Annotated in this window: 19 protein-coding genes; 11 read left to right on the top strand and 8 right to left on the bottom strand. The window is 65.7% G+C overall.

The window, feature by feature from the left end:
* The first annotated feature begins 149 nt into the window (after window positions 1-149).
* Window positions 150-1640, top strand: coding sequence for a Y-family DNA polymerase (locus AC1VNY_RS29895; RefSeq protein WP_482407881.1), 1491 nt, complete (start codon window positions 150-152; stop codon window positions 1638-1640).
* A complete protein-coding gene (locus AC1VNY_RS29900; RefSeq protein ID WP_482407882.1) occupies window positions 1637-5230 on the top strand; it encodes an error-prone DNA polymerase in 3594 nt (1197 codons plus the stop codon). The genes AC1VNY_RS29895 and AC1VNY_RS29900 overlap by 4 nt, the downstream gene beginning before the upstream one ends.
* A gap of 1203 nt (window positions 5231-6433) precedes the next feature.
* On the opposite strand, the gene AC1VNY_RS29905 is transcribed toward AC1VNY_RS29900, so the two are convergent.
* Window positions 6434-6721 carry a hypothetical protein gene (locus AC1VNY_RS29905; RefSeq protein WP_028345379.1) on the bottom strand — a complete coding sequence of 96 codons (288 nt, stop codon included), beginning with the start codon at window positions 6719-6721 and terminating at the stop codon, window positions 6434-6436.
* A 122-nt stretch (window positions 6722-6843) separates the two neighbouring features.
* Between AC1VNY_RS29905 and AC1VNY_RS29910 the strand changes: the two genes are divergently transcribed.
* The 3 genes from AC1VNY_RS29910 to AC1VNY_RS29920 all read left to right on the top strand — a co-directional run bounded on the left by AC1VNY_RS29910 (window position 6844) and on the right by AC1VNY_RS29920 (window position 12893).
* A complete protein-coding gene (locus AC1VNY_RS29910; protein ID WP_482407883.1) occupies window positions 6844-8250 on the top strand; it encodes a CoA transferase in 1407 nt (468 codons plus the stop codon).
* Window positions 8251-8401: 151 nt separating this feature from the next.
* Window positions 8402-9649 carry an efflux RND transporter periplasmic adaptor subunit gene (locus AC1VNY_RS29915; protein WP_482407884.1) on the top strand — a complete coding sequence of 416 codons (1248 nt, stop codon included), beginning with the start codon at window positions 8402-8404 and terminating at the stop codon, window positions 9647-9649.
* 115 nt (window positions 9650-9764) lie between these two features.
* Window positions 9765-12893 carry an efflux RND transporter permease subunit gene (locus tag AC1VNY_RS29920; protein ID WP_482407885.1) on the top strand — a complete coding sequence of 1043 codons (3129 nt, stop codon included), beginning with the start codon at window positions 9765-9767 and terminating at the stop codon, window positions 12891-12893.
* An 11-nt stretch (window positions 12894-12904) separates the two neighbouring features.
* Here the strand turns inward: AC1VNY_RS29920 and AC1VNY_RS29925 are convergent, their stop codons facing one another.
* Both AC1VNY_RS29925 and AC1VNY_RS29930 read right to left on the bottom strand, forming a co-directional pair.
* The gene (locus tag AC1VNY_RS29925; protein WP_482407886.1) at window positions 12905-13873 is read right to left on the bottom strand and encodes an amidohydrolase family protein; all 969 of its coding nucleotides are present in this window, start codon (window positions 13871-13873) and stop codon (window positions 12905-12907) included.
* A 138-nt stretch (window positions 13874-14011) separates the two neighbouring features.
* Window positions 14012-15430, bottom strand: a complete 1419-nt coding sequence (locus tag AC1VNY_RS29930) for a TolC family outer membrane protein (protein ID WP_482407887.1) — start codon at window positions 15428-15430, stop codon at window positions 14012-14014.
* A 243-nt stretch (window positions 15431-15673) separates the two neighbouring features.
* Between AC1VNY_RS29930 and AC1VNY_RS29935 the strand changes: the two genes are divergently transcribed.
* On the top strand, window positions 15674-17536 hold the full coding sequence (locus AC1VNY_RS29935; RefSeq protein WP_482407888.1) for an acetyl-CoA hydrolase/transferase C-terminal domain-containing protein: 1863 nt from the start codon (window positions 15674-15676) through the stop codon (window positions 17534-17536).
* Window positions 17537-17623: 87 nt separating this feature from the next.
* Here AC1VNY_RS29935 and AC1VNY_RS29940 read toward each other — a convergent pair whose 3' ends face one another.
* Together AC1VNY_RS29940 and AC1VNY_RS29945 are read right to left on the bottom strand one after the other, a co-directional pair.
* Complete coding sequence (locus AC1VNY_RS29940; RefSeq protein WP_016843234.1) at window positions 17624-18403, bottom strand: enoyl-CoA hydratase; 780 nt, start codon at window positions 18401-18403, stop codon at window positions 17624-17626.
* Between the two features lie 123 nt (window positions 18404-18526).
* On the bottom strand, window positions 18527-19198 hold the full coding sequence (locus AC1VNY_RS29945; protein ID WP_482407889.1) for a hypothetical protein: 672 nt from the start codon (window positions 19196-19198) through the stop codon (window positions 18527-18529).
* A gap of 327 nt (window positions 19199-19525) precedes the next feature.
* Here AC1VNY_RS29945 and AC1VNY_RS29950 point away from each other — a divergent pair, with 327 nt between their 5' ends.
* Together AC1VNY_RS29950 and AC1VNY_RS29955 are read left to right on the top strand one after the other, a co-directional pair.
* Window positions 19526-20071, top strand: coding sequence for a sigma-70 family RNA polymerase sigma factor (locus tag AC1VNY_RS29950; protein WP_038387163.1), 546 nt, complete (start codon window positions 19526-19528; stop codon window positions 20069-20071).
* Between the two features lie 2 nt (window positions 20072-20073).
* Window positions 20074-20712 (top strand): NrsF family protein, encoded by a 639-nt coding sequence (locus tag AC1VNY_RS29955; protein WP_411781054.1) that lies wholly within the window; start codon window positions 20074-20076, stop codon window positions 20710-20712.
* A 225-nt stretch (window positions 20713-20937) separates the two neighbouring features.
* On the opposite strand, the gene AC1VNY_RS29960 is transcribed toward AC1VNY_RS29955, so the two are convergent.
* Complete coding sequence (locus tag AC1VNY_RS29960) at window positions 20938-22044, bottom strand: DUF2336 domain-containing protein (protein WP_212055335.1); 1107 nt, start codon at window positions 22042-22044, stop codon at window positions 20938-20940.
* A gap of 59 nt (window positions 22045-22103) precedes the next feature.
* Complete coding sequence (locus AC1VNY_RS29965; protein ID WP_482407890.1) at window positions 22104-23252, bottom strand: GGDEF domain-containing protein; 1149 nt, start codon at window positions 23250-23252, stop codon at window positions 22104-22106.
* Between the two features lie 417 nt (window positions 23253-23669).
* On the opposite strand from AC1VNY_RS29965, the gene AC1VNY_RS29970 reads away from it, so the two are divergent.
* Both AC1VNY_RS29970 and AC1VNY_RS29975 read left to right on the top strand, forming a co-directional pair.
* Window positions 23670-24239, top strand: coding sequence for a sigma-70 family RNA polymerase sigma factor (locus AC1VNY_RS29970; protein WP_016843228.1), 570 nt, complete (start codon window positions 23670-23672; stop codon window positions 24237-24239).
* Window positions 24236-24961, top strand: coding sequence for a hypothetical protein (locus AC1VNY_RS29975; RefSeq protein WP_482407891.1), 726 nt, complete (start codon window positions 24236-24238; stop codon window positions 24959-24961). The genes AC1VNY_RS29970 and AC1VNY_RS29975 overlap by 4 nt, the downstream gene beginning before the upstream one ends.
* On the opposite strand, the gene AC1VNY_RS29980 is transcribed toward AC1VNY_RS29975, so the two are convergent.
* The gene (locus AC1VNY_RS29980; RefSeq protein WP_482407892.1) at window positions 24962-25102 is read right to left on the bottom strand and encodes a hypothetical protein; all 141 of its coding nucleotides are present in this window, start codon (window positions 25100-25102) and stop codon (window positions 24962-24964) included. It abuts the gene before it with no gap.
* On the opposite strand from AC1VNY_RS29980, the gene AC1VNY_RS29985 reads away from it, so the two are divergent.
* A complete protein-coding gene (locus AC1VNY_RS29985; RefSeq protein WP_482407893.1) occupies window positions 25101-26675 on the top strand; it encodes a S8 family serine peptidase in 1575 nt (524 codons plus the stop codon). The genes AC1VNY_RS29980 and AC1VNY_RS29985 overlap by 2 nt on opposite strands.
* The last annotated feature ends 302 nt before the right edge of the window (window positions 26676-26977 follow it).

Raw genomic sequence — 26977 nt, forward strand, 5'->3', positions numbered from 1 at the left:
CGCACGTTGTGTCTAAGAGAAAGGGTCTCGCCACGAGTCCCGCTGAGGAGAGAGCCCCCACCCGGATCGCATCTCACGATGCGATCCGGCCTCCCCCGCAAGCGGGAGAGGCGAAGAAAGACCACCGACTTTTTTCACAAACGACAACGGTGCAAGAACTCCCCAGCGTTGTCGTCGCAAAAGACCACAACGCCATCCTGCTGCACGCGATCGACGAGGCCGCGGTGCGCGCCGGGCTGTCGATCGGGCTGCCGCTCGCCAATGCGCGGGCGATCTGCCCCGAGCTCACCGTCTATGACGCCGATCCCGCCGCCGATCTGAAGACGCTGAACGACATCGCCGACTGGTGCGACCGCTTCACACCGCTGGTGGCGCTCGATCTGCCTTACGGTCTGTTTCTCGACATCACCGGCTGCGCGCATCTGTTCGGCGGCGAGCGCGCGCTGCTGCAGATCGTGACGGGGGCGCTGAGCCGGCGCGGCTTTGCCGTCAGCGCGGCGATTGCCGGCACCTCGATCGCGGCGCGTACGCTGACGCGCATTGCCTCGGGCAAGATCGTCGCCGATGGCGAGGAGGCGGCGGCGGTCGGCCCGCTGCCGGTGTCGGCGCTCGGTGCCGATGCCACTGTCACCACCGGCCTGCGCCGTGCCGGCCTGAAGACCATCGGCGATGTCGCCTCGCGCGCGCCGCATGAGATCTCGGCGCGGTTCGGTGCGGCCTTCACCACCTTGCTCAGCCACGCGCTCGGGCAGGGCGATGCCCCGATCAGCCCGCGCAAGCCGCTGCCCGACTACATCGTCGAGAAGCGTTTCCCCGAGCCGGTCGCGACCGACACCGTGATCGCGCTGACGCTCTCGAGCCTCGCCAGGATGCTGGTTGCGGCGATGGACAAGCAGGGCAAGGGCGCGCGGCAGCTGGAAGCGAGCTTCTTCCGCACCGACGGCAAGGTCGCGGCGATCATGGTCGAGACCGGGCGTCCGGTGACGCGGCCCGAGATGATCGACCGCCTGTTCCGCGAGCGGCTCGATGCGCTGAGTGATCCGCTCGATCCCGGCTTCGGCTTCGATCTCATTCGCCTCGCCGCAGGGCGTACCGAGATCGTGGTGCAGCAGCAGCGCGATCTCGACGCCACCATACACGACAATGACGAGCTCTCGGCGCTGATCGACCGCATCGCCGCCCGCATCGGCGGAAAACGCGTCGTCGTGCATCTGCCGCTGGAGAGCCACATCCCCGAACGATCGGCGCTGGCGCTGCCGGCGCAGCATCATCTGGCCGCGGCGGGCGCCGCCGCCTGGCCGGAACGGGTTGCAGGCGAACCGCCGCTGCGTCCGCTCAGGCTGTTCGAGCGGCCCGAACCGATCAAGGTGCCGTTCGCGACCGTGCCCGACGGTCCGCCGCATCAATTCACCTGGCGGCGCGCGCAGCACGACGTGGTGCGGGTCGAGGGCCCCGAGCGCATCGCGATGGAATGGTGGAAGCAGGACGGCGCATCGCTGACGCGCGACTACTTCCGCGTCGAGGACGCCGAGGGCCAGCGCTTCTGGATCTTTCGCGACGGCCTCTACGAGAGCGAGCTGCGGGACGAGGAGGGTAAGCCCGTCCCGGCCAGCTGGTATGTGCACGGGCTGTTCGCATGAGCGCACCTCCACCCGACTATGCCGAGATCGGCATCACCAGCAATTTCTCCTTCCTGCGCGGCGGTTCCGATCCGCGCGCCTATGTGCATCAGGCGAGCGAACTCGGGATTCCCGTGATCGGACTCGCCGATCACAACACGCTGGCCGGCGTGGTGCGCGCCTGGAAGGAGCTCGACAGTGAGAAGGTCGCCCATCCGCCAAAGCTCTTGATCGGCGCCCGCATCGTCTTCATCGACTCTACGCCCGACATCCTGGTCTATCCGCGCGATCGCGCCGCCTATGGCCGGCTGTGCCAGCTCTTGACCCGCGGCAAGCGCGGCGGCGGCATCGAGCGCATCGAGAAGGGCGACTGCCGGCTTACCCTGTCCGATCTCATCGACTTCGCCGAAGGCCAGCTTTTGGTGCTGGCGCTGCCGCATCGCTTCGAGGCGCCTGTTGCGCTCGATATCCTTGCGCAACTGAAGGCAAGCGCCGCCGACGGCGTCTGGCTCGCCGCAAGCTTGCTCTATCGTGGCGACGACAGGCGCCGCCTCGCGCGGCTGCATGGCCTCGCCACTGATGCCGATGTGCCGCTGCTCGCCACCAATGAGGTGCTCTATCACCATCCGGCGCGCCGCCCGCTGCAGGACGTGCTGACCTGCATCCGCGAAAAGACCACGATCGAGGCTGTCGGCCGCAGGCTCGAGGCCAATGCCGAGCGGCATCTCAAGCCGGCGCATGAAATGATCAGGTTGTTTCGCGATCTGCCGGACGCGATCGCGGAAACCATGCGCTTTGCCGCGCGCATCTCTTTCTCGCTCGACCAGCTCAAATATCAGTATCCCGACGAGCCGGTGCCGCCGGGCAAGACCGCGCAGCAGCATCTGGAAGATCTGACCTGGGCCGGTGTCGACAAATATTTCGGCGGCGAGATCGACGAAAAGCTTCGTACCACCCTGAACAAGGAGCTCGCGCTGATCGCCGAGCTGAAATACGCGCATTACTTCCTCACCGTGCACGACATCGTGCACTATGCGCGCAGCCAGAACATCCTGTGCCAGGGACGCGGCTCGGCGGCGAATTCCGCGGTCTGCTTCGTGCTCGGCGTCACCTCGGTCGATCCGACCAAGGTCGATCTGTTGTTCGAGCGCTTCATCTCCAAGGAGCGGCTGGAGCCGCCCGACATCGACGTCGATTTCGAGCATTCGCGGCGCGAGGAGGTGATGCAATATGTCTACCGCCGCTACGGCCGCCACCGTGCCGCGATCATCGCCACCGTGATCCATTATCGCCCGCGCAGCGCGATCCGTGATGTCGGCAAGGCGCTCGGGCTGACCGAGGATGTCACCGCGGCGCTCGCCGACACCGTGTGGGGCAGCTGGGGCAAGGGCCTCAACGACATGCAGGTGCGCCAGGCCGGGCTCGATCCCAAAAATGCGATGATCAACCTCGCAGTCGAGCTCGCCACCGAGCTGATCGAGTTTCCGCGCCATCTCTCGCAGCATGTCGGCGGCTATGTGCTGACCCAGGACCGGCTCGACACCTATGTGCCGATCGGCAACGCCGCGATGGACGACCGCACCTTCATCGAATGGGACAAGGACGACGTCGACGCCCTTAGCATGATGAAGGTCGACGTGCTGGCGCTCGGCATGCTGACCTGCATCCGCAAATGCTTCGACCTGATCGCCGACCACAAGGGCGAGCACTGGGAGCTCGCCTCGGTCCCGCAGGACGAAGAAGAAGTCTACGACATGCTGTGTCGCGGCGAGTCGCTCGGCGTGTTCCAGGTCGAGAGCCGGGCGCAAATGAATATGCTGCCGCGGCTGAAGCCGCGCACCTTCTACGATCTCGTCATCGAGGTCGCGATCGTGCGCCCCGGTCCGATCCAGGGCGACATGGTGCATCCTTATTTGAGGCGGCGGAACAAGCAGGAGAAGGAAAGCTATCCTGCGCCATCGCCCGAGCACGGCCCACCGGACGAACTCTACAAGGTCTTGCACAAGACGCTCGGCGTGCCGCTGTTCCAGGAGCAGGCGATGCGGATCGCGATCGAGGCGGCCCATTTCACCTCCGAGGAAGCCAACGGCCTGCGCCGCTCGATGGCGACCTTCCGCAATCTCGGCACCATCGGCAGCTATGAGGAGAAGCTGGTCGGCAACATGGTGGCGCGCGGCTACGATCCGGACTTCGCCCGCAGCTGCTTCGACCAGATCAAGGGTTTCGGCTCCTACGGCTTTCCGGAAAGCCATGCCGCGAGTTTCGCCCAGCTCGTCTACATCTCCTCGTGGCTGAAACACCATCATCCCGATGCGTTCTGCTGCGGCCTGCTCAACTCGCAGCCGATGGGCTTCTATGCCCCGGCCCAGATCGTCGGCGACGCCCGCAAGAACGGCGTCACGGTGCGCGAGGTCGATGTCTCCTTTAGTTTTGCGCAGAACACGCTGGAGGAGCGCGACGGGAAATACTGCGCGGTGCGGCTCGGCTTCCGCCAGATCGACGGATTTCACTGGCTGGATGAGGATGAGGAGCGGTTGAAGCAGTTACAGTCGTCATTCTCCGATAAGCAATTGCGCATCGTGGGCGCGCGAAACGCAGATGTGCATGAGTCAGGAAGGCACGAACGGATGGGCTCTCTCCCCCCTTGCGGGGGAGAGTTGGAGAGAGGGGTAAGCCACGACCACCGCCCGTGCGGCTTACCCCTTTCCCTAACCTCGAGAGCGAGCTTCGCTCGCCTCGGACCCCGCAAGGGGGGAGGGAACCCTCCCACCTCCCGAGCGGCCTTGGACGGAGAACTCGACTGGGCCGACCGCATCGTCGCCGCGCGCAACCGCCGGCCCTTCACCTCGCTGGAAGATTTCGCCCGCGACACCGGCCTGCCCAAGCGCGCGTTGATCCTGCTCGCTGACGCCGACGCGTTCCGCTCGCTCGGGCTCGACCGCCGCGAGGCGCTGTGGGCGGTGCGGCGGTTGCCCGACGACGTGCCGCTGCCGCTGTTCGAGGCCGCCACCGCGCGCGAGCAGCCGGATGAGGGCGCCAAGCCGCTGCCGGAGATGCCGCGTCCGGAGCAGGTGGTCGCCGACTATCAGACCATCCGCCTGTCGCTGAAGGGCCATCCGATGGAGTTTTTGCGCGACACCTTCACGAAGGAGCGCGTCGTCGCCTGTCACACCATCAACCAGAGCAATGACCGTCGCCGCGTCCGCTGTGCCGGCGTCGTGCTGGTGCGGCAGCGGCCAGGCAGCGCCAAGGGCGTCGTGTTCATGACGCTGGAAGACGAGACCGGCATCGCCAACATCGTGGTGTGGCCGAAGGTGATGGAGCAGTACCGCAAGGAGGTGATGGGCGCGCGCCTGATCCTGGTCGAGGGCTATATCCAGAGCAGCCCGGAGGGCGTGACGCATCTGGTGGCGCAGCGCATGACCGATCGCTCCCACGATCTGATCGGCCTCGCCAACGAATCCTTGAGCCGCAAGCATCCGGTGCCGGCGGGCCCCGCGCTGATCGAGCCGCTCAACGACGACCGTCGCGATCACGGCGACAACTCGCCGCAAAAGATCCGCCACCCGCGCAACGTCCGCATCCTGCCGCCGTCCCGCGATTTCCATTGAACCGCGTGCGACGGCTCTCTCACCGTCACCCTGAGGAGGCCGCGGAGCGGCCGTCTCGAAGGGTCGACGGCCCGAATGTGGCCGTGCATCCTTCGAGGCTCGCAAGAGCTCGCACCTCAGGATGACGGTATCCTCTATCCGCGTTATCGCGATCGAAACGAAACAATCCCATCCTACTTATTCGGCTTTTCGGAATTTGACTTGACGGCAGACCCAACTCAGATGCTCAATATGCCTGTCTCACCCGACACGAGGGGCGCTTCGCGGTCGTCACGAACGTGGGTCGAGATGCGGTGGACGCGGATTGCGCAACTGACGAGTGCGCATGACGCGGACGGCGAAATCGTGCAGGCCTGACGCCCTAGCGGCAGGTGTCTTTTCGCATAGCGCGACGCGCGTTGCGAAGACGGTGACAAAAAAGCCCAGTCTCGCCGGGGAGAGCACGTATAAGCCGTAAGCCATCGCGCAGGGAAAGCCGGATTGCTCCGGTTACACCTGTGGTCCTACCCCCGTGCTTTCTACCTTTTTGCACGGGGCCCATGGGTGCGATCGGCACCCGGCTTTCCCTGCGCCCTCTGCTAACGGAGAGGGCGGAACGAAGAGCAAAGCTCGGACAGATCATGTCGCGAGAATGCGGAAGTTTGACTCATTTGACTCAGAAGCCGCCATACATTCGGTGTCGTCCCTGCGAAAGCAGGGACCCATAACCACCGATGGTCATGTTGAGCAGTGCTGCAACGACGAGTCCCCTCCACAACAACCGCCACGGAGTATGGGTCCCTGCTTTCGCAGGGACGACAGCGGAGGACGCCCTCTCGGCTCAAGCACGACCGTCTCTGGAATACTGGATCGCCCGCTTTCGCATTCGCATGTGATGACACCCGCGTGTTTGTCATCATGAATCGAGGACCATCCACCGCCGTCGTCCTGGCCCCCCGTGCGCAATTGCGCACTAGAGATCGTCAGCCCGTGTCTATCACCGTCATGCTGAGGAGGCCGCGCAGCGGCCGTCTCGAAACAGCAAGCGGGATGGTGGATGCGGCGCGAACGCGCCATTGTCCATCCAATCAGTTCAACGACTTATGTCGCGAGAATGCGAACGCATAGCCTACACGCGAATGCTGACACGCAGCTTACAACCGGTCCCTGTCGGACGGGCCCCATGTCACATCGATGACGGATGACTTCCTCAGCCGCTGCATGCTACTCCACCGCGGCGCCGACCGGCGGTCCGCCGGGCGGGCGGTGCAGGAAGGTGATCGATGCATAGGCGCCGACCCACGAGCCGAGGGCGGCGAAGGCGACGTAGAGCCAGTTTTCGGTGTAGCTGATCACCGCATAGGAGGAGAGCACATACCAGACGCTGCTCCAGGTCGCCGCCGGCACGCGCTTGCGTGCCACGACCGCCGAGGTGAACATGACATAGACCGCGTCGGTCGCTGCGGTCGCGAGGAAGACACCGCCGGCGGTGAGGGGATCGATGGCAGCCATTGCAACTCCTGTGTGGGTCGGGCAGAGCTAGATATAGGCAGGGCTGGAAATGACGGTTGGGATCGGGCACCGCCTTTTTGTCATCATGCTCGGGCATAGAATAATCGCAAACGGGTATGCGCATGCAGGACATTCGTGAAATCCTTTCCGATGTCTGGACCGGCGCCGGCGGCGCGCCGGCCGCGCTCGATGCGGTCACATTGACCGGCAGTGAGCCGCAGCTGCCGTCGTCGTTTCGGGTCGCGGCGGCAGCGCAGGCGCCGATCGCAGCAGCCGGCCTCGCGGCGGCCGAGATCTGGAAGGCCCGCAGCGGCGAGCAGCAAGAGGTCGCGGTCGACATCCGTCATGCCGTCGTCGAATGCCGCAGCGAGCGCTATTTGCGCGTCGACGACAAGCCGCCGCCGCCAGCCTGGGACAAGATCGCCGGCGTCTATCGTGTCAAGGACAACCGCTTCGTCCGCCTGCACACCAATTTCCCGCATCATCGCGATGCCGTCTGCAAGGTGCTGGGCTGCAACGCCGAGCGTGACGAGGTCCAGGCCGCGCTGCTGCAATGGGACGGCGAGGCGTTCGAGACCGCGGCCTACGCCGCCGGCGGCGTCGTCGCCTTGATGCGCTCGCACGACGAGTGGTCGGCGACGCCTCATGCCAAAGAACTGGCAAAACTGCCGCTGATCTCGATCGAGAAGATCGGCGAGGCCGCGCCGAAGCCGTGGCCCGCCGGCAACCGGCCGCTGGCCGGCATCCGTGTCCTCGATCTGTCGCGCGTGATCGCCGGTCCCGTCGCCGGCCGCACGCTTGCGGCGCATGGTGCCGACGTGCTGCTGATCTCCGGTCCCGATCTGCCGGCGATCCCCTGGCTCACCATCGACACCGGCCGTGGCAAGCTCACGAGCTTCCTCGAACTGCGGAGCGAGCAGGGGCGGGGCGTGATGCAGGGTCTCGTGGCGCAGGCCGATATTCTCTCGCAGGGCTATCGTCCGCAGGCGATTGCGCGACTCGGCTTCTCGCCGGAGGAAGCGGCGCGGATCAATCCCGGGATCGTCTATGTGACGCTGTCGGCCTACGGCCATGCCGGACCATGGGCCGGACGCCGCGGCTTCGACTCGCTGGTGCAGACCACGACCGGCTTCAATCATGCCGAAGGACAGGCGGCGGGCACGGATGGGCCGAAGGAATTGCCGGCCCAGATGCTCGACCACGCGACCGGATATTTCATGGCGTTCGGTGCCATGATGGCGAAGGCCCGTCAGGCCCGCGAGGGCGGCAGCTGGCACGTCCAGGTATCGCTGGCTCAGACCGGGCGCTGGCTGTGGGATCTCGGCCGCCTCGAGGGAGGCCTTGCGACCGAGGACCTGAAGGCGGATGCGGTGCAACCCTTCATCGAACGGCTGCCGTCCGGTTTCGGCACGCTGAGCTCCGTCCGCCACGCGGCGGTGCTGTCACGGACCCCGGCCCATTGGTCCCGTCCGGCCATGCCGCTCGGCAGCCACCCTCCGGAGTTTCCTCCCCCGGAGTTTCCCGGATGAGACATTCAGCTGCCGTTCAGGCTATCCAAACTTTAACGACTGGCATCGCCGAAGGGCGATTTTTAGGTTGTTTGAAACGCCAATTCAGCACTATTAGCGCACCGCTGGGGCTGTCCCGCCGGACGCTGCAACGATCGACCCCGCGGACCGCATGGTGAAAGAGTTTACCAAGAGAATGCAGAGCTTTAGCCGCCCGCGCCTGGTCGTGGCCGCGGCGCTGCTGGCGGCTGCCTGCGCGGGTGCCTATGGCTACACGCGTTTCGGCACGGAAAAGCAGACATCTTCGGAAGTCTCCAGCCAGTCCCGCAAGGGCGGCGCGCGCTATGCCCCGTCGGCGGCCGAGTGGGCCAGCCTGACCTTCCAGACCGTGAGCGAGCGCACCTTCCGCTCCGAGCTGGTGACCGAGGGCAAGATCGGCATCGATGAGGACCGCTCCACCCCGGTCTACTCGCCCTATACCGGGCGCGTCACCCGCCTCATGGTGCGGCCGGGCGATGCCGTGGTGAAAGGCCAGCCGCTGTTCGTGATCGAGGCGGCCGACACCGTGCAGGCGCAGAACGATTACGTCGCGGCGATGACCGGCCTCAACAAGGCGCAGTCGGCGCTCGACCTGGCGCAGATCCAGGAGAAGCGCGCCAAGGATCTGTCCGAGGGCAAGGCAATCCCGCTGAAGGATTATCAGCAGGCGCAGGCGGCGCTGGTGCAAGCGCAGAACGATGCGCGCTCGGCGCAGACGCTTTTGGAAGCGGCGCAGAACAAGCTGCGCATCCTCGGCTTCAGCGACGACGACATCACGACGCTGCGGCAGAAGGGCCGCCTCAATCCGGAGACGACGGTGTTCGCGCCGATCGGCGGCACCGTGGTCCAGCGCAAGGCCGGTCCGGGCCAGTATGTCTCGACCGGCGCCAGCGACCCGGTCTACGTGATCGGCGATCTGTCGACGGTCTGGCTGATCGCCTTTGTCCGCGAATCCGACGCCGACAGCGTCGCGGTCGGGCAGGACCTCACCTTCAGCGTGATGGCGCTGCCGGGCAAGGTGCTGAACGCCCGGGTCAACTATGTCGCCGCGGCGATCGACGCGACCTCGCGCCGCCTCCTGGTCCGCGCCACCATCGACAACGCCGACAAGCGGCTGAAGCCCGAGATGTTCGCCAATGTGACGCTGTATTCGAAGGGCGATCATCCGGCGGTCGGCGTGCCGAAGCAGGCGCTGATCTACGAGGGCGACCAGGTTCGGGTCTGGGTCGCGAGGCCCGACGACAAGACCATCGAACTGCGCCAGATCAAGCCCGGCCTCATCAATGGCGACCTCGTCGAGGTCGCCGGCAACCTCAAGCCGGGCGAGCAGATCGTGACGAAGGGAAGCCTCTTCATCGACCGCGCCGCATCAGGCACCTAAGCGCATGATCCGGAAACGTGGGAAGCGGTTTTCCCTCGCGACAAACGCGCAACGCGTTTGCGCGGAGATCACGCTCAATAAGAAAAGTCCCTTCCAGTTGAAAGCGCCGATCTGAATGGATCGCCTCGTCGCCCTTGCCGTCAATCGCCGCTACTTGATGGTGGCCATGTTCGTGGCCGTCTTCATCGGCGGCCTGCTCGCGTTCAGGCAGCTCAACATCGAGGCCTATCCCGATCCGACCCCGCCGATGGTCGACATCGTGACGCAAAGCCCTGGCCTCTCGGCCGAGGAGATCGAGCGCTACATCACGATCCCGATCGAGACCCAGGTCGCCGGCATCAAGAACCTCAAGACCATCCGTACCATCTCGCTGTACGGCCTCTCCGACGTCAAGCTGCAGTTCTCCTTCGACTATACCTATGACGAAGCGCTGCAACAAGTGCTCAACCGCCTGTCGCAGCTCGCGCCACTGCCGGGCAACGTGCTGCCCGGCATCTCGCCGCTGAGCCCGATCGGCGAAATCTTCCGCTACCGCCTGAAGGGACCGCCGAACTACAGCGTGCTCGACCTCAAGACGCTGCAGGACTGGGTGCTGCAGCGCCGCTTCCGCGCGGTGCCCGGCGTGATCGACGTCACCGGCTGGGGCGGCAAGACCAAGACCTACGAGATCCAGGTCGACTTCAACAAGCTGGTCGCCAACGGCCTGACGCTGCCGCAGGTGCTGCAGGCGGTGTCCAACGCCAACATCAATGTCGGCGGCAACACCGTGAACATCGGCTCGCAATCGGCCGTGGTGCGCGGCGTCGGCCTGATCCGATCGATCGACGACCTCGCCAACACCATGGTCTCGCAGTCCGGCGGCAATCCGGTGCTGGTGCGCGACATCGCCCATGTCACGATCGGCGAGAAGCCGCGGCTCGGCATCGCCGGCCTCGACAATGACGACGACATCGTGCAGGGCATCGTGCTGATGCGCCGCGGCGAGCAGAGCTCGCCGACGATCTCCCGCGTCGAGCAGCTGGTCCACGACATCAACCATTCCTCGATTCTACCGCCCGGCGTGAAGATCGAGCGGATCTACGACCGCAAGGACCTGATCGAGCTCACCACCCACACCGTGCTGCACAACATGGTGGTCGGCATCCTCCTGATCGTGCTGTTGCAGTGGATCTTCCTCGGCGACCTCCGCAGCGCGCTGATCGTTGGTGCCACGATCCCGTTCGCGCTGTTCTTCGCCGTGATCATCCTGGTGCTGCGCGGCGAATCCGCCAATCTGCTGTCGGTCGGCGCGATCGATTTCGGCCTGATCGTCGATGCCACCGTGATCATGGTGGAGGCGATCTTCCGCCGGCTGTCGCAGACCACCGCGCTGTCGGAAGACGAGCGAAGCCACATCTCCGAGGACACGGTGATGGGGATGAAGAGCCACGCCATCCTGTCGGCGGGGGCCGATGTGTCGCGTTCGATCTTCTTTGCCGCGGCGATCATCATCGCGGCGTTCCTGCCGCTGTTCACGCTATCCGGTGTCGAGGGCAACATCTTCGGCCCGATGGCGCGCACCTATGCCTATGCGCTTGCCGGCGGTCTGCTTGCGACCTTCACGGTGACGCCGGCGCTGAGCGCGATCATCCTGCCGGCGCACATCCACGAGACCGAGACCTGGATCGTCAAGAAGCTCGACGGGATCTACGTGCCGGTGCTGAACTGGGCGATCGCCAACCGCAGGATGGTGATGACCGGTGCGGCCGGCCTCGTGGTCATGACCATCATCTTCGCGCGCTTCCTCGGCCTCGAATTCCTGCCCAAGCTCGAGGAGGGCAATCTGTGGATCCGCGCCACGCTGCCGCCGACGATCTCGCTGCAGGAAGGCAATGCCTACGTCAACGAGATGCGCAAGCTGATCCGCAGCCGTCCCGAGGTGCTGTCGGTGGTGTCGCAGCACGGCCGTCCCGACGACGGCACCGACGCGGCCGGCCTGTTCAACGCCGAGTTCTTCGCACCGCTGAAGCCGGCCAGCGAATGGCCCACCACCCACGACAAGGAAGTGCTGACCGCGCAATTGCTGGCGCAGTTGCAGGAGAGATTCCCGGGCGTCGAATTCAATTTTTCGCAATATCTGCAGGACAACGTGTCGGAAGCGGTGTCCGGCGTGAAGGGCGAGAACTCGATCAAGCTCTACGGCAATGATCTGCAGGCGCTGACCGACACCGCCAACAAGATCAAGTCGGTGTTGTCGACCGTGCAAGGCGTCACCGACCTTGCGGTGTTCACCTCGCTCGGCCAGCCGACCATCCAGATCGACGTCGATCGCGCCCGTGCCGCGCGCTATGGCCTGTCGCCGGGCGACATCAACGCCACGATCCGGGTTGCGGTCGGTGGCGATAGCGCCGGCGACCTCTACGAACCCGGCAGCGACCGGCACTTCCCGATCATCGTCCGCCTTGCGCCGGAATACCGCAAGAGCGCGGAGGCGATCCAGAATTTGCGGATCGGGGTGGCCAACGCCAATGGCGGCATCACGCAGATCCCGCTCTCTGAAGTGGCCTCGATCAACCTGATCTCCGGCGCGGCCTATATCTACCGCGAACAGCAGGAACGTTATTTGCCGATCAAGTTCTCGGTGCGCGAGCGCGACCTCGGCAGCGCGATCCGGGAGGCGCAGCAGAAGATCGACGAGCAGGTGCAGCTGCCGCCGGGATCGCGTGTCGAGTGGGTCGGCGAATTCGGCAATCTGCAGGATGCGATCAGGCGGCTGTCGATCGTGGTGCCGATCAGCCTCGCGCTGATCGCGGTGCTGCTGTTCTTCAATTTCGGCTCGATGGTCGACACCATGCTCGCGATGAGCGTGATCCCGATGGCGATCTTCGGCGGCGTGCTCGGGCTTCTGATCTCGGGGATTCCGTTCAGCGTCTCGGCGGCGATCGGCTTCATCGCGCTGTTCGGCATCGCCGTGATGGACGGCATCATCATCCTGTCGCAGTTCAACCAGCTGATCGACGAAGGCTATGACCGGATGCGCGCGGTGATCCGCACCGGCGAGCTGCAGTTGCGTCCGGTGCTGATGACCTGCGTGGTGGCAGGCGTCGGCCTGTTGCCGGCGGCGATTTCGGAAGGCATCGGCTCGCAGGTGCAGAAGCCGCTCGCCATCGTCGTCGTCACCGGCATGATGCTGGCGCCGCTGGTGATCCTGATCACGCTGCCGGTGCTGATCTTCTATTTCTCGCGCCGGCCGCGCGAGCGCTAGCTCAGAAGGAATCAGGTGAAGCCGTAGAGCCGTGCCGGGTTGTCGACCAGGATCGCCTTGCGGATCGCGGCATCCGGCGCCCAGACCGGAAGCTGGTTCAGCAGGCGGCCGTCGTCGATCTGAAACAGCGGCGTCACGTCGGTGACCTTCCTGCCTTGCGGCGTCACCGAATCCGGGTGCGGCCAGTCGGTGCCCCAGACGATGCGCTCGGCATTGGCCGCGATCAGCGCCTGCGCCAGCGGCGTGGCGTCGGCATAATCGGGCGCGAGCTTGGAGGCGCGGTAGGCGCCGGAAATCTTGACATAGGCCTTGCCGGACTTGACCAGCGCGAGCAGGTCGGCAAATCCCGGCTGGCCCGTGCCGAGCGCGGCCTCGGCGCCGCCGAAATGGTCGAACACGACCGGCACCGGCGCTGTGGCGACGAGGTCCTTGATCGCGGAGATCATGGCGAGGCTGGTGAACAGCTGCACATGCCAGCCGCGCGCCTTCATCCGCTCGATCGCGGCCGAGAAGCGCTGCCGGCCGACATTCGGATCGTTGACGCCGCCGGTCGCGAGGTTGAGGCGAATGCCGCGGAAGCCGGCCTTGTTCATGGCATCGAGATCGCTCTCGCTGGTCTTGTCGTCGATCACGGCGACGCCGCGCGCGGTCGGCCCGCGGGCCGTGATGCCGAACAGGGTCGACGAATTGTCGGGGCCGTAGACGCTCGGCGTCACGATCACCACGCGCTCGACATGCAGCGCCTTGTGCAGCGCGCTCATCTCCTCCGGCGAGGCCGGTTCCGGAGTGTAGACGCGGCCGGCGAAGAACGGGAATTTCTCGGGGGCGCCATGGATGTGGGTGTGGCAGTCGCACGCCCCTGCAGGCACGTCGAAGTTCACCGCGGTCGATGGTTGCGCTGCCTTGGAAAATGCGTTGCTGCTGGTCATGGTCACTCCGGCTGCGATGGAAGCCAGCATCATATCGCGTCGCGTCAGCATTGGACGTCTCCCTGCGTGCTCGGCTGTTATGCGCGCCATGCGCGCGCCGGCATTATGGGTTGCCGGCGGGGGCGGAGGTTATCGGCGGAGAGAGCGGGCGGGAAGGGCCAGTTCGCGGAGCGAACGGTTCCACAACGCCTATTGTCCCGATGGCGTGCGCAGGCCGTGCCAGGCGTCGCGCACCTGATGGTAATGCACCTCGGGCAGATAGTCCGGCGTCTTCAGGTTGAGCGTCTTGACGTCGAGCCGTCCGGTCGCGCTGAGCAGCGTGTAGGAGGCGATCACGCGGTCGCGCTGCGCACCGATCAGCCGTGCCCGCGCCGTGATCAAATCCTGCTGCGCGTTGAGCACATCGACCGTGGTGCGCTGGCCGCCCGCGGCTTCCTTCTGCACGCCGGCGAGCGCAACTTCCGCGGCCTTCATCTCGGACTCCGAGGCCGACACCGCGATCTTGGCGCCCTCATTGGCGACCCACGCGCTGACCACGGCGGTCTTGGCCTGATTGCGGACTCGATCCAGCACCAGCCGGCTCTGCGCCGCGACTTCCTTGGCCTGCCGGGTCTGCGATGCGGCGGTGCCGCCGTCATAGATCGGCTGCGTGACCTGACCGATCACCGAGGCTTGATCGGTGCCGAAGCTGCCGAGCGTGGTGTCGGTGTCGCGGCTGCGGCTGACGCTGCCCTGCACCGAGACATTCGGCATCAGGCTGCTCTCGGCGACGCGGATCGAGGTCGAGGCGACGTCGACGTCGAAGCCTGCCGCGGTGACGGCGGGATGCTCGCGGAGCGAGAGCGCGATCGCATCCTCGCGGCTGCGCGGCAACAGCCGGTCGATGGTCTCGGCCGGACGCAACTGGGATGGCGCATTGCCGACCACCTGTGCATAGGTGGCCTGGCTGACCGCGAAATTGACCTCGGCGGCGTTGAGGTCGGCGAGGCCGCGGTTGAGCCGCGCCTCGGCCTGGGCGGTATCGGTCGGCGTCACGTCGCCGGCATTGAGACGCCGTTCGGTGATTGCCCGGGTCTCCTTCAGGAAGGCGACGTTGGCGCGCTGCGCCTCGACCAGGGTCTGGTTGGCCAGCACATTGGTGTAGACGGTGACGGCGTCGAGCAGCAAGCCCTGGCCGACATTGCGCAGCGCCTCGCGGCCGGACTGCACCTGCAACTCGGCGACGCGGACGCTGTTGGCGGTCTTGAAGCCGTTGAACAGGGTCTGCGTCACCGTGACGCCGATCTGCCACGGCTTCAGCGTTGCGGTCTGGATCACATTGCCGGGCAGCTGGTCGCGCACCGCCTGCAGGCCGACCGACAGGCCGGCGATGATTTGGGGACGGTAGCCGGCCAGCGCCTGCGGCACGTTCTCGTCGGTCGCCCGCTGGCGCGCCCGCTCGGCATTGAGTTGCGGATTGGTCTGATACGCCTTGACCAGGGCTTCCGGCAGGCTCTCGGCGCGGGCCGCAGTCTCCGTCAGCAGCGCGCATGCCAGCACGCCAAGGCCGATGCCCGACAAAAGCACGCGCCTCGCAACATCGCCGACCCTCGCGGCACGCTCAACCATGTGATCCCGCAAACCAAAAACCCCGGCAGTCCGCCCCCGCCGACGCCGCCGACACATCTACCTGTTTACGGGGCGGTGCCGCCACAGACAAACCGCCGCGCGACATCTGCACATCATTTCAGTTCTTGTCTGTTGCCGGTTCGTCACAGGCGCTTGTATCGGTCATATGAAGTATAAGTTTGAACCGCCGGCCGTCGATTCAACGATGCCGGTTATCCACCGTCTCGTCCGGGTCCATTGCTGATGCCGATATTCTTCTCCGACCCCGAGGCGATCGCGGAGCACATCATTCGTGACGTCGGAACCGAACTGGTGGTCGGGCTGCCGCTCGGCCTCGGCAAGGCCAACCACATCGTCAACGCGCTGTATGCGCGAGCAGTGGCCGACCGCTCCATCAACCTGACGCTGTTCTCCGCGCTGACGCTGGAAAAGCCGAAGCCGAAGAGCCTGCTCGAACGGCGCTTCATCGGACCGGTGATCGATCGCCTGTTCGGCGGCTATCCGGATCTCGCCTATGCGGATGCGCTGCATCACGGCGCGCTCCCGCCCAACATCAAGGTGATCGAGTTCTTCTTCCTCGCGGGGCAGTGGCTGCACCAGCCATTCGCGCAACAGCATTACATTTCCGCCAACTACACCCATGCGGCGTCATACCTGTTGTCGCGCGGACTGAATGTCGTGCCTCAGCTCGTAGCCAAGCGCGTGGTCGACGGCGCGCCGCGCTACAGCCTGAGCTGCAACACCGACACCACGCTCGACGTGCTGCGCGCCCGTGCGCAGGGGCGGGCGTCGTTCAAGCTGATCGGCCAGGTCAATTCCGAGCTGCCGTTCATGCCCGGCGCCGGCGACCTGCCGGCGGATGAATTCGCCGCGGTGCTCGACAGTCCCGAGACCGATTTTCCGCTATTCGCGCCGCCGTCCGAGCCGATCAGCGACACCAAATATGCGATCGGCTTGCACGCCGCTGGTCTGGTGCGCGACGGCGGCACGCTGCAGATCGGCATCGGGCAGGTCGGCGACGCGCTGGCGCAGGGGCTCGTGGTCCGCCATCGCGACAACGCCCAATTCCGCGGCATCATGCAGCGCCTTGCGCCCGGTACCGGGCAACTCGCCGCGGCCGAGACCGGCTCGTTCGAAAAGGGTCTCTACGGCGTCAGCGAGATGCTGTTCGAGGCGTTCCTCGGACTGATCGATGCCGGCATCCTCAAGCGCGACGTTGAGGGCGTGATCCTGCACGGCGCATTCTTCCTGGGCCCGCCATCATTCTACCGGGCGCTGCGCGAGATGGCACCGGAGCAGCTGGCGCGAATCCAGATGATGCCGGTTTCCTTCACCAACGAGATCTTCGGCGACGAGGACGGCAAGCGTCGCGCCCGGGTCGATGCGCGCTTCGTCAACAACGCGATGATGGCGACGCTGCTCGGCGCTGCGATCTCGGACGGTCTCGAGAACGGCCAGGTCGTGAGCGGGGTCGGCGGCCAGTATAATTTTGTGGCGCAGGCATTCGCGCTCGAGGGCGCACGTTCGGTGCTGGCGCTGGAGGCGACCCGTCAGTCCGGCAGGCAGGCGCAGTCGAACATCCGCTGGTTCTATGGACATGAGACCATCCCTCGGCATCTGCGCGATGTCTTTGTCACGGAATATGGCGTCGCCGACGTCAGGGGGAAATCCGATGCCGACGTGATCGCCGCGATGCTGCAGGTGTCGGACTCCCGCTTCCAGGGCGAATTGATGCGGCAGGCCAAGGACGCCGGCAAGCTGCCGCGCAGCTATGAGATTCCCGCGGCGCATCGCGAAAATTATCCCGAGCGCATCGGTGCTGCGCTGAGGCCCGCGCGCGACGCCGGACTGCTGCCGTCATTCCCGTTCGGCAGCGACTTCACCGATGTCGAGCAGCGGCTGATTCCGGCCTTGCAGATCTTGCAGCAGGCGCCGCGCACGCCGCTGCAACTCGCCGGCCTGCTGTGGCAGGGCATGCGGCATCCGCCCGATGCCGCCGACCGCGAATGCCTGGCGCGGCTCGGTCTCGACAAGCCGACGCATTTCGCCGAGCGCGCCTATCGCGCGCTCGTCACCGCGGCCTTGCAACGGAGCCGGATGGGCTAAAGCGCGATGAGACCATCGCGCTTTAGCCTGTTGTCTGCGCATGAGATCTTGTCCGGAAAACCGCTTCGCACTTTTCCGGATCATGCTTTAGCGGTTCTTGTTGACCGGCTTGCGCTTCTCGATGAACGCCGCCATGCCCTCGGAGCGATCCTCCAGCGCGAAGGTCGAGTGGAACAGGTTGCGCTCGACATTCATGCCTTCCGCGAGCGGCGTCTCGAACGCGCGGTTGACGGCTTCCTTGGCCATCGCGACCGCCGGACGCGACATCGAGGCGATCTTCTCGGCCGCCGCGAGCGCCTCCTCGAGCAGCTTGTCGGCGGGCACGATCCGCGACACGAGGCCCGAGCGCTCGGCTTCCGCCGCATCCATCATCCGCCCGGTCAGGCAGAGATCCATCGCCTTCGACTTGCCGATCGCGCGGGTCAGGCGCTGCGTGCCGCCGATGCCGGGAATGGTGCCGAGGGTGATTTCCGGCTGGCCGAACTTGGCGGTGTCGGCGGCGATGATGATGTCGCACATCATCGCGAGCTCGCAGCCGCCGCCGAGCGCATAGCCCGCGACCGCGGCAATGGTCGGCTTGCGGCAACGGGCGACGCGGTCGCCGCCGATGGCGGTGAAGTCGCTGTTGAACATGTCGATGAAGCCTTTCGGCTGCATCTCCTTGATGTCGGCGCCGGCCGCGAAGGCCTTCTCGCTGCCGGTGATCAGGATGCAGCCGATCTTGTCGTCGGCCTCGAGATCGTCGACCGCCGCGGCGATCTCGCGGAACACGCCGAACGAGAGCGCATTCAGCATTTTCGGCCGGTTCAGCGTGATGACGCCCACCGGTCCCTTGCTTTCGACAATGATGAATTCGAACGTAGCCATGGACGCAAACCCCGTGCCTGATTTGCCGGGCAATGTGCCCGCTGACGGGATGCGCTTCAAGTGGCTGAAACGAGGCTTTGGGCTGCGGTGCGGCGCCCCCGCGCCGCACCGCAGGTGCCTCCGCTAGGCCATGAACATGCGCGCGGCGGAGGCCACCGTGAGCAGGGCGCCGAAGCCGATGAAGATCTTCCCGATCAGCGAGGTCTGGTCCCAGCTCGCGCTGTCGCTGCTCGCCAGAACCGGGGCCGGCTTGGATGCTGCCACGGCGACCGTCGGCGGCGGCGCAGGCGGTGCCTCCTGCTGGACGGTCTGCGGCTGGGCCGGCTGCGGCTGTTCCGCCGGTTGCTCCTGCTGCAGGGCGCGGTCGACGTCGTTGAGCTGGTCGGATGCGACCACATTACCGTCGGACTGGTCCGCGGGCTTGTCGGCCGCGGCAATCAACGCATTGGCTTTCACCGGCGTCGCCGCCGCATTGTCGTCGCCGGAGGTCAGCTCCGCATTGGCGTTAGCGACCGTGGCGGGAATGCCTGCCGAGGTGACGCTGCCGGCGTCGCTACCGGTGGCCTTCTTGCTCTCGGATTTATCGGCCGTTTTGGAGGACTGGCGGCGCGCATGGCGCCGGCTATGCCGGGGGCTCTGTTGCGCGGACTTGTCGGTCGTTGCGCTGTCGGATTTCGATGCTGATGAGTCCGAACCGGCCGCATGTGCCGGCAGCGGACCGGCGAGACCCACGAAAAGCCCTGTCAGTCCCGTCGCAACCATCAATGCCAAGCGCCCGCCGGCTTTGATCTTCATTTTGATGATCTCCCCATGTCGCCCGCCCAAGGGCGAAAAGAGACCCCGCTGCGTGTCCACACCGGGGCAGAAAAAGGGAATCTTCGGGCATCCGGGGGCAAAAGCTGGGCAATTTCGTCCTAGTGGTCGATCGGGCGAGCAGCAGCACCGATGCTTGCCGGACCGATCGGTGTTATGAGCCGTGACGGCTGGAAACCCGCCGGTGCGATTTTTTGAGGCCGATCCTCGGCGCGTTCTTGCCGGAGGATGGAGGTCACGAATTCGTGATCGTCTGGCGTGCCGCGTAACGAACTGAAAGATCGGCCGAATTGCAATTCAGGAGCCTGCGTGCGCGAACGTGAGGATGAATGGACCGACCTGATGCGGTCGGCCATTTCAGGCGATGACGCGGCGTACCATCGCCTGCTCAAGGCCATCACGCCGGTACTCCGTGCCGCGGCGCGCCGCGGCCTGGCGCGCGCGGGACAGCCGGTCGATCAATCCGAGGACATCGTGCAGGACATCTTGTTGGCGGTGCATTTGAAGCGACAGACCTGGGATACGAGCGCGGCGTTCGCGCCGTGGCTGTTCGCGATCGCGCGCAACAAGCTGATCGACGCGCTGCGCCGCCGCGGCAAGCGGATCTTCGTCAACATCGATGATTTCGCCGAGACCCTGCCTGGGGAAACACCGGAACCGACGGCCTCGCCGGGCGAGGTGAGCGCCCAGCTGCAGGCGTTGCCCGCGCGGCAGCGGGAGGTGCTGCAATCGATCGCGGTCGACAGCGCCTCGATCAAGGACACCGCGGCGAAATTCTCGATGAGCGAGGGCGCGGTGCGGGTCGCGCTGCATCGCGGGCTTGCGAGCCTCACTGCGAAATTACGGGATCGATGAGCATGGACACCGATCAACTCATTCGAACCCTGGCCGCCGACAATGCCTATCGCGCGCGTCCGATCGGTCTTGCGCTGATGCTGGCACTGCTGGCGGCGGCGCCGGTCTCGCTCCTGATTTTCTTCGCCGAACTCGGCGTGCGGCCCGACGTGATGACCGCCATGCACAATCCGTTCTTCGACCTGAAGTTCGCGGTGACGTTGGCGCTCGCCGCTTCGGCGATCGCGGTCAGTCTGCATCTGACGCGGCCGGAGGCTTCGCTGCGCGGCTTCGGCTGGTGGCTGCTGATTCCCGCCGGCATCCTCGTCGCCGCGATCAGTGGTGAGATGATGATGCCGCAGCGTACGCCGATGATGACACGGCTGATCGGCAAGAATTCGATGGCCTGCATGACCGCGATCCCCGCGATGTCGCTGCCGCTGCTGGTCGGCGCGCTGTACGGGCTGCGGCAGGGCGCGCCGGCGCGGCCGGCGGTCGCCGGTGCGATAGCCGGCTTGCTCTCGGCAGGGCTCGCGGCGACCGTCTATGCGTCGCACTGCACCGATGACTCGCCGCTGTTCGTCGCCACCTGGTACACGCTGGCGACCGCGATCGTCGCGAGCGTCGGCGCGCTGATGGGAACGAGGGCGTTGCGATATTGAGCAATCATAGTCCGGATGGAGCGAAATCCGGCTGAGCCCTAACCTCCCCTTGAAAAGGGGAGGTCGCTTTGCTCGTCAGAGCAAAGCGGGTGGGGATCAGCTCTCGCCAAGAGCAGCGTCGCCTGCGGCTGACCCCCATCCCGACCTTCCCCCTTTCAGGGGGAAGGGGAAGAGAACGTCGTAGCCTGGATTGCGCTGCGCTTCACCTGGGCTACGGCAGAGATACTAGGCCGCGGGCGCGGACTGCTGCATGCGATGGAAGCGCAGCACCTGCTGCGCGGTCGACGGCCGCAGTCGTTCATAGGTGTCCTTGCAGGCCTGCAGATCGGTCGGCTCGCCGCCCGAGATGTCGTCGCGCAGGTTGATGATCGCCCGCACCGTCGACCATGACAGGCCCGAAACCTTGGCGAGGATCATGACGCCCTCGGCGCGGGTTTCGATCATCATGTTCTCGGCGACGCTGACCGAGACGTTGGCGAGCGCGGCCAGCGAGGCATTGGTCTCGTCGAACTTGCCGGCCTCGGCGAAGGCTGCGAGCTGGAACTCGTCGAGCCGGCCGTCCTGGTAGAGCGACTTGACCAGGGCGTGCGCGATCGCGGTGTCCGGCGTCACGGCGGCCGGTGCCGAGCGCGCGCGTCGCGTCGCTTCCTTCACCGCGATCGGAATCTCCTTGGCCTGCTGCGGATTGGCAGCCTCGAGCCGCTGCCTGACCGCGTCCGAGGCCTTGGCGACCAGCTTGAGATAGAGATGCCGCGGGATGTTCGGGCGCAGGCCCACGCAGGTCGACAGATTGTCGTCGCCCTCGGCGCGGCTGACCAGGCGGGTGAAGCCGCGCTCGGTGAACTCCGCGCCGGGATTGTTGACCGCGCTCTGGATCACCTCGTCATTGCCGCGCAGCACCAGCACGTCGGTGACGGCGCCGCTCAGCGTCTTGCGGTTCGAGATCGCGAGCAGATGCGCCTGGCTCTTGCTGCGCGCCGTTTCGATCAGGGTGTCGTCGTCGAGCCGCGGCGACAGCGTCAGCACGGGGCCCGCGACCTCGATCAGGTCGTCGAAGGCAAGGGTGCGGATGGTCTGCGGCGGCGCGGTGTCGATCGGGGCGAGGCGGTTGGCGAGCAGCGCCTTGGCCGAGTTTTCGATGTGCTCGAGCAGGCATTGGAAAACGTCGTCGAACAGCACGATCTGCTCGTTGGAATAGTTCACCGAGCCGTTGATGAAGAGGTCGGTCACGCGGCGCAGCGTCTCGACGCGGCGTGCGACGGTGCCGTGCGCGAGCGTCGTCTGAAGCTCGTCGAGCAGACTTTCGGGGGCGGTCTCGGGCTTCAAACTCATGACTCTGTCCTGGAGCAGTGGCGACGGCTTCTCCGGCGCCGAAGAGGGAATGAAGGGTCTCAGGCGCTGGCGATGCGGTTGCGTCCCCTGGCCTTGGCTGCGTAAAGCGCGCCATCGGCGCGCGCGAGCAACGTATCGGAGTTTTCGCGCGGCTTGAGGGTTGTGACGCCTGCGGAGATCGTCACCCGCATGCCGGGCGAGAAAGCGCTCCAGTCGAGATCGGCGATGATCGCGCGCAGCCGCTCGAGCGCGCGGATCGCCTGATCCTGCGACAGGTCGGGCAGCACCAGCAAAAATTCCTCGCCGCCGTAACGGCCGAAGCGATCGACGCTGCGAAGGTTGGCGAACATGCCGATGGCGAAGGTGCGCAGCGCCTCGTCGCCGATCGGATGGCCGTAGACGTCGTTGATGCGCTTGAAATGGTCGAGGTCGATCAGCGCAACCGCGCAGGAGCTGCCGTTGCGGGCGCAGCGGGCGATCTCCTCCTCGAGCGTGCGCATGATGCTGCGGCGATTGGAGGCGCCGGTCAGTTCATCGAGCTCCGCGAGCTCCTCGATGCGCCGGTAGGCCTCCTTCAGCTTCAATCCGCTCTGATACAGCGATTGCTGCATCGAGCTGGAGAAGATGCCGAGGCACATGCAGCGCCCGATCGTCAGCGCGAACACCAGCATGGTGGCGAGGCGATCGATCCGGGTCGCGGTCGGCATCCCGATCGCCTTGTCGGTGCCGAGGAACAGTGCGGCGAGGCCCAGCACCATGACGGTCCAGACGATCGCGGTCTGCCGCGCCGAGGTGCGCAGCGCGCCGAAGCCGAACACCACGAACAGGTTGCAGAGGAACAGCACGCCGACTTCCGGCGCGATGTAGGTGAACACCAGCAGGTTCACCATGTTGATCGCCGATTGCGGCGCGACCAGATAATGGTCGCGGAAGCGCTCGTGAAAGCCGCGCTCGGAGAGCACCACATAGACAACGACCAAACAGAGGCCGGTCAGCGCGTAGCCCGCCGCCACCCAGACGGACGTGGTGCCGGCATGCGCGTAGATCAGCAGCACGACGGCATCGAGCACGAAGCAGGCTGCGATCATCGACTGGATCTGGCGGCGCTGCCTGGCCCGGCGCGCCAGGCGCTCGGCCGTGAGCCTGGGACGGCCGCTTTCCGATGCGCCCGCGATCGGGCCGGGAAGTGACGACGCAGCGCTGCCCATGGTCCCGCCATTGGTGAAATTCGGCGAAAATCTACGTGGGAAAGCCTTTAGGTTTGGTATCTTTTGGAACCGAATCTACCCCGGTGTACCCCGGTCATCGCCCTTGTTTCGTAAGGGGAATCCGTTTGCCCAAGCGGGTCGGGAGCGGTGTGCCGGGAGCCTGCGCCGTGGCGGACTTCGTGACGGTGCTGGCTTGCCGATAAAGCCTTGGTATGGTCGCGCCGGGTGGTGCCTGTCCGCGAGAGTTATCACTACTATGATACCGTTTATCGAGTCTCGGCCGATTTTTCCTCATTTGAATCGCCGACTGTGGCATAGATCACACATGCAGTGCGGACATTGCCGTAATGTGAAGAATCTTGGCTCTCGCGTCGAACCACGCACCGCCCCCTTCAGACCAACTTTGCGAGACGGCCATTGAGCGCGACACAGGCGGCTTCAGACGACGTTCTGATCGCTCGGATCGCTCAAGGCGACCGGCTTGCCATGCAGGTGCTGTACGGGCGGCACCATGTCAGGGTGTACCGCTTCGGGCTTCGGCTCGTGCGGGACGAACAGGTGGCGGAAGATCTCATCAGCGAGGTCTTCCTGGACGTGTGGCGTCAGGCGGGCAAGTTTGAGGGACGATCCGCCGTTTCGACCTGGCTTCTGGCGATTACCCGGTTCAAGGCGTTGTCTTCGCTGCGGCGAAGGAAGGACGCCGAATTGGACGATGAGGCCGCGAACGCGATCGAGGACACGTCCGACGATCCGGAAACGGTAGTGCAGAAGAAGGACACCGGTGACACGCTGCGTAGGTGCCTGACGGGACTATCGGCGGAACATCGGGAAATTGTCGATCTTGTCTACTATCACGAGAAATCCGTGGAAGATGTCGCTGAGATCGTGGGGATTCCGGAGAATACCGTGAAGACGCGCCTGTTCTATGCGCGCAAGAAACTTGCCGAGTTGCTGAAGGCAGCCGGTGTCGAGCGAGGTTGGCCATGATGGCTGCGAGAAAAAAGGTGCAAGAGCCTGACGATATCGAGATGCTGCTGCCCTGGCACGCGGCCGGCACGCTGAACGCGCGTGACACGCGCCGCGTCGAGGACGCGCTCGCGAGCGATCCGGAACTCGCCCGGCAATATGCCGTCATCCGCGAGGAATATGCCGAAACCATCGGCCTCAACGAGAGCCTTGGTGCGCCCTCGGCGCGCGCCATGCATAAGCTGTTCGCCGCGATCGATGCCGAGCCGGAGCACAAGCCGTCGATGGGGGCACGCATGTCGGCCTCCGTCTCGGAGTTCTTTTCGAAATTATCGCCGCGGACGCTGGCCTGGTCGTCCGGCCTCGGCGCGGTCGTGGTGTTGTTGCAGGCAGGCGTGATCGGCACGGTGCTGATGCGCAGCCAGCCGGCTTTGTTCGAGACCGCCTCGCTTGATGCGGTCGAACAACGCAGCGCGCCGAGCGCCGTTGCACCCGCGCCGATCACCCGCGACCTCGGTGCCAGCGCGGCGGCGACGCCGACCCGGCTGTTGGTGCGCTTCACGCCCGATGCCAGGATCGCCGACATCACGTCGCTGCTCGACAATTACCGGGCCTCGATCCTCGACGGGAAGGGCGGGATGTTCCGGTTGCAGTTCCGCGCAATGGACAAGGGCAGCGCCGCTGCGCTGATTGCGCGCTTGCAGAAGGAGAAGATCGTCAGCCTCGCGGTCGAAACGCCGTAATCAGCGGCTGACGGTTCTGCGCCGAGTTGAGGTCACCATGGCCGCCAACGGCCGGACCAGATCGATGAACCACGCGATCGCCGCGGCCGCAGCATTGTTGCTGATTTGTGTTGCCGGCTCCGCCTCCGCCCAGAATTTCATGCGATCTCCGACCGGTAGCGCGCCACAGGTCTCGCTTGGGCAGCGGGCCAATCCCGCTATGGGCCGTGTTGGTGGCAATCCCGTCGGCGGGTTCGGCGGCACGTTTGGCCGCATGCCGTCGTCGGTGGACCGCGGCCCGGCCACGTCGTGGACCGACGATGGGCCACGATCGCGCGTGTCGCCGCCCCCTGTGCGCCCCGCGCCGCGTTTCTCCGCCAATTGCGATGACGGCGATCGCGGCCAATGCTCCGACCGCACGGCCGCCGGCAAGAGCGCAGCGCGGAAGGGCAAGGCCGCCGGCAGTGGCGGCAGTTTGCGCACGCAGGATGCGTCGAGCGGGCGAACCGTGCCGAATGAGCTCGTGGCCGAGATCGACGGCGCCTTGACGGAGGCGGAGGCCGATGCGCTCGCGCGCCGCCATGGGTTGAGGCGGATCGCCTCGCAGAATGTCGCGCTGCTGGGTGCGACGATCGGCCTGTTCCGCATCTTGGGCAATCGTTCGGCCGAAACGGCGAGCCGCGAGCTCGCAGGCGATGCCGGCGTCCGCTCCGTGCAGCCGAATTACCGTTACGCGCTGCAGGACCAGAAGGCATCGGGCGGCAGCGATCCGGCGCAATATGCCCAGACACAGCTCCATCTGCCCGCGGCCCACAAGCTGGCGCGCGGAATGAATGTCACCATTGCCGTGATCGACTCCGGTATCGATGCCTCTCATCCGGAGCTGGCGAACACGGTCGCGGATACGTTCGATGCGCTCGGCAGCAAGGATGGCCCGCAAGCCCACGGCACCGCCATTGCCGGCGCGATTGCGGCGCGCGTCAGGCTGACGGGGAGCGCGCCGGAAGTGCGGATCCTGGCGATCCGCACCTTCGGTGCGGTCGCGGGCGGCGCCGGGAGCACCTCCTATGTGATCCTCAGGAGTCTCGACTACGCCGTGGCGCATGGCGCGCAGATCGTGAACATGAGTTTTGCCGGACCGCAGGATGCACTTGTCGGGCGCGCCGTGGCCGCCGCCGCGGCGAGGGACGTCGTGTTGGTCGCCGCGGCCGGCAATGCCGGCGCGACATCGCCGCCGCTGTACCCGGCCGCCAATCCCGGTGTGATCGCGGTGAGTGGCACCGATGCCGGCGACCGGCTGATGGCGGCCTCGAACCGCGGCAGCCATATCGCGTTGGCGGCCCCGGGCGCCGACCTCCTCGTGCCGGTGCCTGATAGCAAGTACCAGCTGATGTCGGGCACCTCGTTTTCGGCCGCGTTCGTCAGCGGCATCGCGGCCTTGGTGCTGGAACGGAATCCGGTATTGAAGCCCGCCGAGGTGCGACGAATCCTGACCAGCACGGCGCGCGATCTCGGGACGCCTGGACGTGACGATCTGTTCGGCGCCGGCGAGGCGGATGCGCTCGCCGCGGTGATGGCGGCGACCAGCGCTCCGGTCGCCTCTGCCGCGGACAGACCGTCGCAGCCTGCAGAGCAGGCCGACGGCAATAACACTTCCGTGAGCCGCACATCGAATGAACCTGCGCCGTCGATCGCATCGGAGGATTCCGCAGCAAATCGCCGTGCTGCGCAGTGATTTTCGACGCCGAACGCCGGCAACGGTGCGATGGAACCGCGGCGCGAGAAGGTTAAAAAAATCGCCGGCGATTTGAACGTCCGCCTTCCTCTCACGACTTATGTGTGTGGGAGCGGTTTATCCCTCCCCGGCTATATCAGGCGCGAGCGCCCATCCACCCCAAGCGCCCGTATGGCTTTGACCCGTCCGGTTGTCCCCCCGGACGGGTCTTTCATTTTGGGGGCACCCTTGCATGACGGGCTTGACCGTGCGCGGCGCGATGCCGCCGACCGATCGCGGCGGGATGGCCATACGCGCGACGG

This window comes from Bradyrhizobium ferriligni (assembly GCF_056837965.1).